Below are 7,006 nucleotides of genomic sequence, written 5' to 3' on the forward strand. Positions count from 1 at the left end.
GCAGTCCGTCCTAGCTGGTTTCGGCCATCGACGCGGTTTTCACGGTGCCGGCGGTGGACGTATCGTCCGCGCTCTCCTCGGGCTCGTGGCGCCTGGGGGCGGCGGGGATCATCAGCGGTGTGCCGGTCTCCGGGTCGTCGATGATCCGGCAGGGCAGCCCGAACACGTCCTCGACCAGCTCGGCGGTCATGACGCTCGCCGGGTCGCCCTCGGCCGCGACCGTGCCGCCTGCCCGCAGCACGATGAGGTGAGTGGCGTAGCGGCATGCCTGGTTGAGGTCGTGCAGGACCGCGACGACGGTGTGTCCCTTGCGCGCGTGCAGGCCGGCGCACAGGTCCAGCACCTCGACCTGGTGGGCGATGTCGAGGTAGGTGGTCGGTTCGTCCAGCAGCATGATGGGCGTCTGCTGTGCCAGCACCATGGAGAGCCATACGCGCTGGCGCTGTCCGCCGGAGAGGTCGTCGACGGGCCGGTCGGCGAGTTCCAGTACGCCGGTCTGCCGCATCGCCTCGGCCACGGCCGCCTCGTCCTCCGCGGACCACTGCTTGAGCAGCCGCTGGTGCGGATAGCGGCCGCGGGCCACGAGGTCCCCCACGATGATGCCGCCGGGCGCGGTCGACGACTGGGGGAGCAGCCCCAGCCGGCGGGCGACCTCGCGCGAGCGGTACGACGCGATCGCCGCACCGTCGAGGTAGACCTGCCCCGCCCGGGGTTTGAGCATCCGCGCGAGAGCCTTCAGCAGCGTGGACTTACCGCAGGCGTTCGGCCCGATGATCACGGTGAACGAGTGGTCGGGAATGTCCACCCCGAGGGAGGTGGCCACCGTCCGCTGGTCGTAGGACAGCGTCAGATCCTCGGCACGCAGCCGGGGCGTCACAGGGTTCGTTCCAGTCATGCGCGGCTCTTTCGCGACTCGGTGATCAGCAGCCAGATGAGGTACAGCCCGCCGATGGTGCCGGTCGCCGTGCCCACCGGGAGGAGTGTGGGGGCGAAGGCCCGCTGCACGACGAGGTCGCTCAGGGCGAGCAGGAACGCACCCATGAGGGCGGACGGCACCAGGGTGGGACCGGAGGACCGGCTCAGCCTGCGGGCCAGTTGGGGCGCGGCCAGGGCGATGAACCAGATGGGACCGGTGACCGCGGTGGCGAACGCGGCCAGGGCGACACTGATGACGAGCATGGCCGTGCGGGTCCGGGCCACGTTGACGCCGAGGGCGATGGCGGTGGTGTCGCCCATCTCCACCACGGAGAGCCGACGGGCGAGGACGGCCGCGAACGGAAGCAGAACGGCCACCGCGAGTCCGATGGCACTCGCATGCTGCCACCCCCGATTCCCCAGGCTGCCGATGAGCCACGCCTGGGCCTCCAGCGCCTCCTGCCAGGTCGCCCGGGTGATCAGATACGAGTTGACGGCGAGCAGCAGGGCGCTCACGCCGATGCCGACGACGACAAGCCGGAACCCCTGCAACCCCCGGCCCAGCATGAGGAGGTAGACCGCACCGGCGGTGGCGAGGCCGCCGAGCAGCGCGCCGATCGCGATCTGGGTCATGCTGCCGTGCAGCACGATGATGACGCCCAGGGCGCCCACGGCCGACCCGTTGGTGAAGCCGATGATGTCGGGGCTGCCCAGCGAGTTGCCGGTCAGGCTCTGCAGGATCGCGCCGCTGACCGCCAGGGCCGCCCCGACGCCCAGCGCGGTCAGCAGGCGAGGCAGGCGCAGCGTGTTGACGATGAAGTCGGCGGCGCCCGATCCCCTGCCGGTCACCGCCTGGAGGACCTCGCCGATGGACAACTCGAAGTCCCCGGTGGTCAGGCTGATACCCATGACCACCGCGAGGGCGGCCAGCAGCACGGCCGTCACGGCCAGAGCACGGCCCGGCAGCCGGAGGGACAGTCCGCCCCCTCCGGTGCGGATCACCAGCCCGCTGACGACACGGGTCTTCGGGGCATCGACGGGTCCGGGCACTCGGGCGTTCGCCTCCCGTACGGAACTCACAGCATGACCAGCTTTCGGCGGCGGCACAGCGCGATGAACAGCGGTGCGCCGATGAACGCGGTGACGATGCCGACCTGGACCTCGCCCGGGGCACCGAGCACCCGGCCCAGGACGTCCGCTCCGATCAGCAGGACCGGAGCGAGCAGCATGGAGTACGTGAGCACCCACCGCTGGTCCGGGCCGACGATGAAGCGGGCCACGTGCGGCACGGCGAGACCCACGAAGCCGATCGGGCCCGCCGCGGCGGTGGCGGCACCGCTCAGCAGCATGACCGCGATCGCCCCCAGTACCCGGGTCCGGCCGACTTTCACCCCCAGGGCACGCCCCACCTGGTCGCCCAGGGCCAGAGCGTTGAGCGACGGGGCGAGCCCGAGGGCGATCAGCAGGCCCACGGCGACGAACGGCAGGGTGATGTACACGATGTCGAAGTACCGGCCCGCGAGGGCGCCCACCGTCCAGAAGCGGAACTGGTCGAACGCCTTCGGATTGAGCAGCAGTACCGCCGAGTTGAAGGCGTACAGCACCGCCGTCACCGCGGCTCCCGCGACGACCAGACGCTCGGGGGTGGCCAGCTTCCGCCCGGAGGAACCCAGCAGGTAGACCACCACCGACGCGATCGCCGCGCCGATGAGGGCGAACCACACATAGCCGAGGGGTGTGGCCACGCCGAGGAAGGCGATGGCGACGACCACTCCGGTGGAGGCTCCCAGGCTCACCCCGAGCAGCCCGGGGTCGGCGAGCGGATTGCGCGTCAGGGCCTGCATCAGCGCGCCGGACAGTCCGAGCGCCATGCCGACGAGCAGTGCGAGAAGGGTGCGGGGGATGCGGTAGTCGTGGATGATGACCGAGGCTTCCGACCCGTCAGGCTGCCACAGCAGACCCCATGTGGATGTGAACGGGATGCCCCTCGTGCCCACCCACACGCTGACCAGCGAGACCAGGACCAGCGCGCCGAGCGCCACGAGAAGGCCCAGGCCGCGCAGTGTCGCAACGCCCCGGCGCGCCTTGGGTACGGCGAGCCCGTCGGCTTCGCTTCCGGACGCCGCCTGGACTTCGACCGACAACGACAACTCCCCCTGGCGGTGTTTCGCAAGTGACACGGGACGCGTCACAAACGGTGATGAAGCAGCAATGCAATGTGACTTAGGTGAGGCTAACCGAACCATCCATGACCGGTCAACGCGGCCGGAGTTCAGACGGAAAGGGTGTATGTGACGGCCCCGCAGGAAGCCTTGGCAGGACATTTAATTAAGGTAGCCTTACCTAACTATCCAGTCCATTTCCATGGAGGTCCCGCATGCCCGCTGGAGGACCAACGGGGGGACACGTCCTCCGGAGAGCGCTCGCTGACCAACGGCGCCGTATCACCGGCGCATCGCTCCTCGGTATGGCGCACCAGGTGTGCGAGGCCATGGTCCCCGTCGTCATCGGACTGGTCATCGACGAGGCCGTGGCGACCGGCTCCTCCGGTGCCCTCCTGCGCTGGCTGCTGGTACTCGCCGCACTCTTCCTGATCCTGTCCAACTGCTACCGGAACTCCGCCCGGCTCACCGAGTCGGCGGCCGAACGCGCGGCGCACCGGATCCGGCTCGACCTCGGCGCCCGGGTACTCGACCCACGAGGCGGCGCCGATGCCGGCCGCCTACCCGGCGCACTGACCGCCGTCGCGACCGGTGACGCCCGACGGGTGGGCTCGGTCGCCTCCGCACTGCCGTATGCCATCTCGGCACTCGCCGGACTGGCCATCAGCGCGGTGGCCCTGCTTCGCGTCTCGGTACCGCTCGGCCTCCTTGTCCTCCTCGGTGTGCCGCCCCTGCTGTGGCTCGGCCACCGGATCAGCCGCCCACTGGAACGGCGCAGCGAGACCGAGCAGGAGCGCGCCGCCCACGCCTCCGGTGTCGCCGCCGATCTCGTCGCCGGGCTGCGCGTCCTCAAGGGGATCGGCGCCGAACCGGCAGCGGTGTCCCGGTACCGCGTGACGAGCCGGGACTCGCTGGCCGCCGCATTGCGCGCCGCCCGCAGCCGGGCCTGGCACGACGGTGCGATCCTCGCCCTCACCGGGGTCTTCATCGCGGTCATCGGGCTGGTCGGCGCCCATCTGGCGATGCGTGGCACGATCAGCGTGGGCGACCTTGTGGCGGCCGTCGGTCTCGCGCAGTACCTGCTCGGGCCGTTCCAGCTCCTCACCTACGTCAACGGCGAGTTCGCCCAGGGCCGTGCCTCGGCCGACCGGATCGCCGAAATTCTCGCCTCGCCGCCCTCCGTCACCGCGGGAACGGCCACGCTGCCCACCCCGGTCGCCGGGCACCTCCGGCTGCGCGAGGTCACGCACGGCGCGCTGCGCGGGATCGACCTGGATATCGCCCCCGGCAGCCTGGTCGGCGTGGTCGCCAAGGACCCGGCCGTCGCGAACGACCTGCTGCTCTGCCTGGGCCGCGAACTCGACCCCGATGCCGGAGGTATCGAGCTCGACGGCGTACCGCTGACCGAGCTCGCCCCCGAGGACGTCCGCCGCGCGATCCTGGTCGCCCACCACGACGCCGACCTGTTCGAGAGCAGCTTGCTGGACAACGTAAGGGCCGGAACGGACGACGACACCACGGACGTCGGGCCCGCGCTGGCCGCCGCGACGGCGGACGAGGTCGCCCACGCCCTGCCCCAGGGCGTGGACACCGTGCTCACCGAACGCGGGCGGTCGCTCTCCGGCGGGCAGCGCCAGCGGGTGGCACTCGCCCGGGCGCTGGCCGCGGATCCGCCGGTGCTGGTCGTCCACGATCCGACGACCGCCGTCGACACGGTCACCGAGTCGCGCATCGCCGACCGCCTACGGGACCTCCGGCGTGCCCGCACCACGATCCTGGTCACCACCAGCCCCGCCCTGCTCGCCGGGACCGACCGCGTGGTGATGCTCGACGGGGGCGCAGTGGCCGCGGAAGGCCCGCACCCGGAGCTGGTCGCCGCCCACGAGGCGTACCGCTCGGTGGTGTTGGCATGACGCCGGTGCACGACCCCTCCGTGAACGGGACAGACGTGAACCCAGGTGCGCACGCGAGCGCGAAGGACGAAGGACGGACGATGAGCGGACCCAGCACGTCTGAACGCGAGCTCCTGCCCACGGCCACCAGTGCCCAGACCCTCTCCGTCGTCGGTGCGCTGCTGCGCCGTCACCGGCTGCTGGCCTTCGCCGCGGTGACCGTCCTGGTCGTCGGAACGGGCATCGGGATGCTGACCGCCCCGCTGCTCGGCCGCATCGTCGACCTGGTCGTCGACAAGCGCGGTCCCGCCTCGCTGACCGTGCCGATGGTGCTCCTCCTGGCGGCGGCCGTGGCCAGGGGGATCGCGACCGCGATCGGCAGATCCCTCGTCGCCCGGCTCGGCGAAACCGTCCTCGCAAGCCTGCGTGAGCGGTTCATCGCGCGGGCGCTGCGCCTGCCGCTCGAACGCGTCGAGCAGGCCGGTTCGGGCGACCTCACCTCGCGGGTGACCGGTGATGTGACCCTGATCGCGAAGGCGGTGCGACAGGCCCTGCCCGAGTTCGCCGGGGCCTTCCTCACCATCGTGTTGACGCTGGTCGGACTCGCCGTGCTGGACTGGCGCTTCCTGCTCGCGGTGCTGGTGGCCGTTCCGGTCCACATCCTCACGGTGCGCTGGTACATCCCCCGTGCCTCGACGGTGTACGCCGAGCACCGGGTGGCGACCGGCGCGCTCCAGCACCAGCTCCTCGACAGTGTCGGCGGGGTCCGCACCGTACGCGCATTCCGGCTGAACGGCAGGCACGCGGACCTGCTGGAGCAGCGGTCGCAAGCGGCCGTCGACCTCGCGGCGCGCGGCATGCGCCTGGTCTCCGGGTTCTTCTCCAGGCTGAACATCGCCGAGTTCATCGGCATGACGTCCATTCTCGTCACCGGCTTCCTCCTGGTCGACGGCGGCTCCGTGAGCATCGGCACGGCGACCGCGGCCGCGCTCTACTTCCACGGCCTGTTCAACCCGATCAACGCCGCGCTCTTCCTCATCGACGACGCGCAGTCCGCCGGCGCGAGCCTCGCCCGCCTCGTCGGCGTATCACGCCTGCCGGCCGAGCGGGAGGCCGACGGGCGCGCCGTGCCCGTGGACGGCTCGGTCAAGGTCTCCACGCTCAGCCATGCGTACCTCTCCGGTCACCCGGTGCTCCACGATGTCGACTTGGAGGTACGCGACGGGGAGCGGGTCGCTCTGGTCGGCGCGAGCGGCGCCGGGAAGACCACCCTGGCCAAGCTGATCGCCGGCGTGCACGAGCCGTCCGGCGGATCGATCGCCCTCGGTGGGGTCGACGCCCAGGAGCTGGGCCCGGCCGGCGTCCGGCAGGCGGTGACGCTGATCAGCCAGGAGGTCCATGTCTTCGCCGGACCGCTGGCCGAGGACCTGCGACTGGCCCGGCCGGAGGCCACCGAAGAGGAACTGCGCGCGGCACTCGTCCGGGTCGGCGCCCTGGAGTGGGTGGAGGCGCTGCCCGACGGTCTCGCCACGGTGGTCGGCGAGGGTGGCCACCGGCTCACGGTGACCCAGGCCCAGCATCTGGCCCTGGCGCGCCTCGTCCTCACGGACCCCGTGATCGCGATCCTGGACGAGGCGACCGCCGACGCCGGAAGCGCGGGAGCCCGCGTCCTGGAGACGGCGGCCCTGCAGGCGCTGGAGGGCCGCACGGGCCTGATGGTGGCCCACCGACTTCCCCAGGCCGCCACCGCGGACCGCGTCGTCGTCCTCGACCAGGGCCGGGTCGTCGAGACCGGCACGCACGAGGAGCTGATCGCGGCGGGCGGCCGCTATGCGGAGCTCTGGGCAGCGTGGTCCGACAGCCGTCAGCAGCCGCAGCCCCCGGTGGAGCGCGTACCCGTCGAAAGCTGAACAGGCTGAGCGAGCCGAGCGAACGGCGCACAGCACTCGTCCACCCGTCTGTCGTGCGAGAAGGCCCCCCGGGAGCGCCGTACGGGTACGGGTGCGGGCATGACGTCCTGTGTAGACACTGCTGTTC

General features: G+C 71.4%; 5 protein-coding genes. 2 read left to right on the forward strand and 3 right to left on the reverse strand.

The features are described 5' to 3' along the window. Window positions 1–10: 10 nt before the first annotated feature. Genes AB0I10_RS32425 through AB0I10_RS32435 form a run of 3 tightly spaced genes read right to left on the reverse strand, consistent with a single transcriptional unit; the run spans window position 11 to window position 3,059 of the window. Window positions 11–895 (reverse strand): ABC transporter ATP-binding protein, encoded by an 885-nt coding sequence (locus AB0I10_RS32425; protein ID WP_363156246.1) that lies wholly within the window; start codon window positions 893–895, stop codon window positions 11–13. After that, window positions 892–1,965, reverse strand: coding sequence for an iron chelate uptake ABC transporter family permease subunit (locus AB0I10_RS32430; protein ID WP_363156247.1), 1,074 nt, complete (start codon window positions 1,963–1,965; stop codon window positions 892–894). The genes AB0I10_RS32425 and AB0I10_RS32430 overlap by 4 nt, the downstream gene beginning before the upstream one ends. A gap of 26 nt (window positions 1,966–1,991) precedes the next feature. Further along, on the reverse strand, window positions 1,992–3,059 hold the full coding sequence (locus AB0I10_RS32435; RefSeq protein WP_363156248.1) for an iron chelate uptake ABC transporter family permease subunit: 1,068 nt from the start codon (window positions 3,057–3,059) through the stop codon (window positions 1,992–1,994). Window positions 3,060–3,292: 233 nt separating this feature from the next. Between AB0I10_RS32435 and AB0I10_RS32440 the strand changes: the two genes are divergently transcribed. Continuing rightward, complete coding sequence (locus AB0I10_RS32440; protein ID WP_363156249.1) at window positions 3,293–4,990, forward strand: ABC transporter ATP-binding protein; 1,698 nt, start codon at window positions 3,293–3,295, stop codon at window positions 4,988–4,990. Window positions 4,991–5,070: 80 nt separating this feature from the next. Then, a complete protein-coding gene (locus AB0I10_RS32445) occupies window positions 5,071–6,879 on the forward strand; it encodes an ABC transporter ATP-binding protein (RefSeq protein WP_363156250.1) in 1,809 nt (602 codons plus the stop codon). Window positions 6,880–7,006 lie beyond the last annotated feature (127 nt).

This window comes from Streptomyces sp. NPDC050636 (assembly GCF_040654775.1).
In the GTDB taxonomy this organism is placed as follows: domain Bacteria; phylum Actinomycetota; class Actinomycetes; order Streptomycetales; family Streptomycetaceae; genus Streptomyces.

Coding starts and splice junctions, on each gene's coding strand:
- AB0I10_RS32445 (WP_363156250.1), top strand. CDS start 5,071: ATGAGCGGACCCAGCACGTCTGAACGCGAGCTCCTGCCCACGGCCACC.
- AB0I10_RS32425 (WP_363156246.1), bottom strand. CDS start 895: ATGACTGGAACGAACCCTGTGACGCCCCGGCTGCGTGCCGAGGATCTG.
- AB0I10_RS32440 (WP_363156249.1), top strand. CDS start 3,293: ATGCCCGCTGGAGGACCAACGGGGGGACACGTCCTCCGGAGAGCGCTC.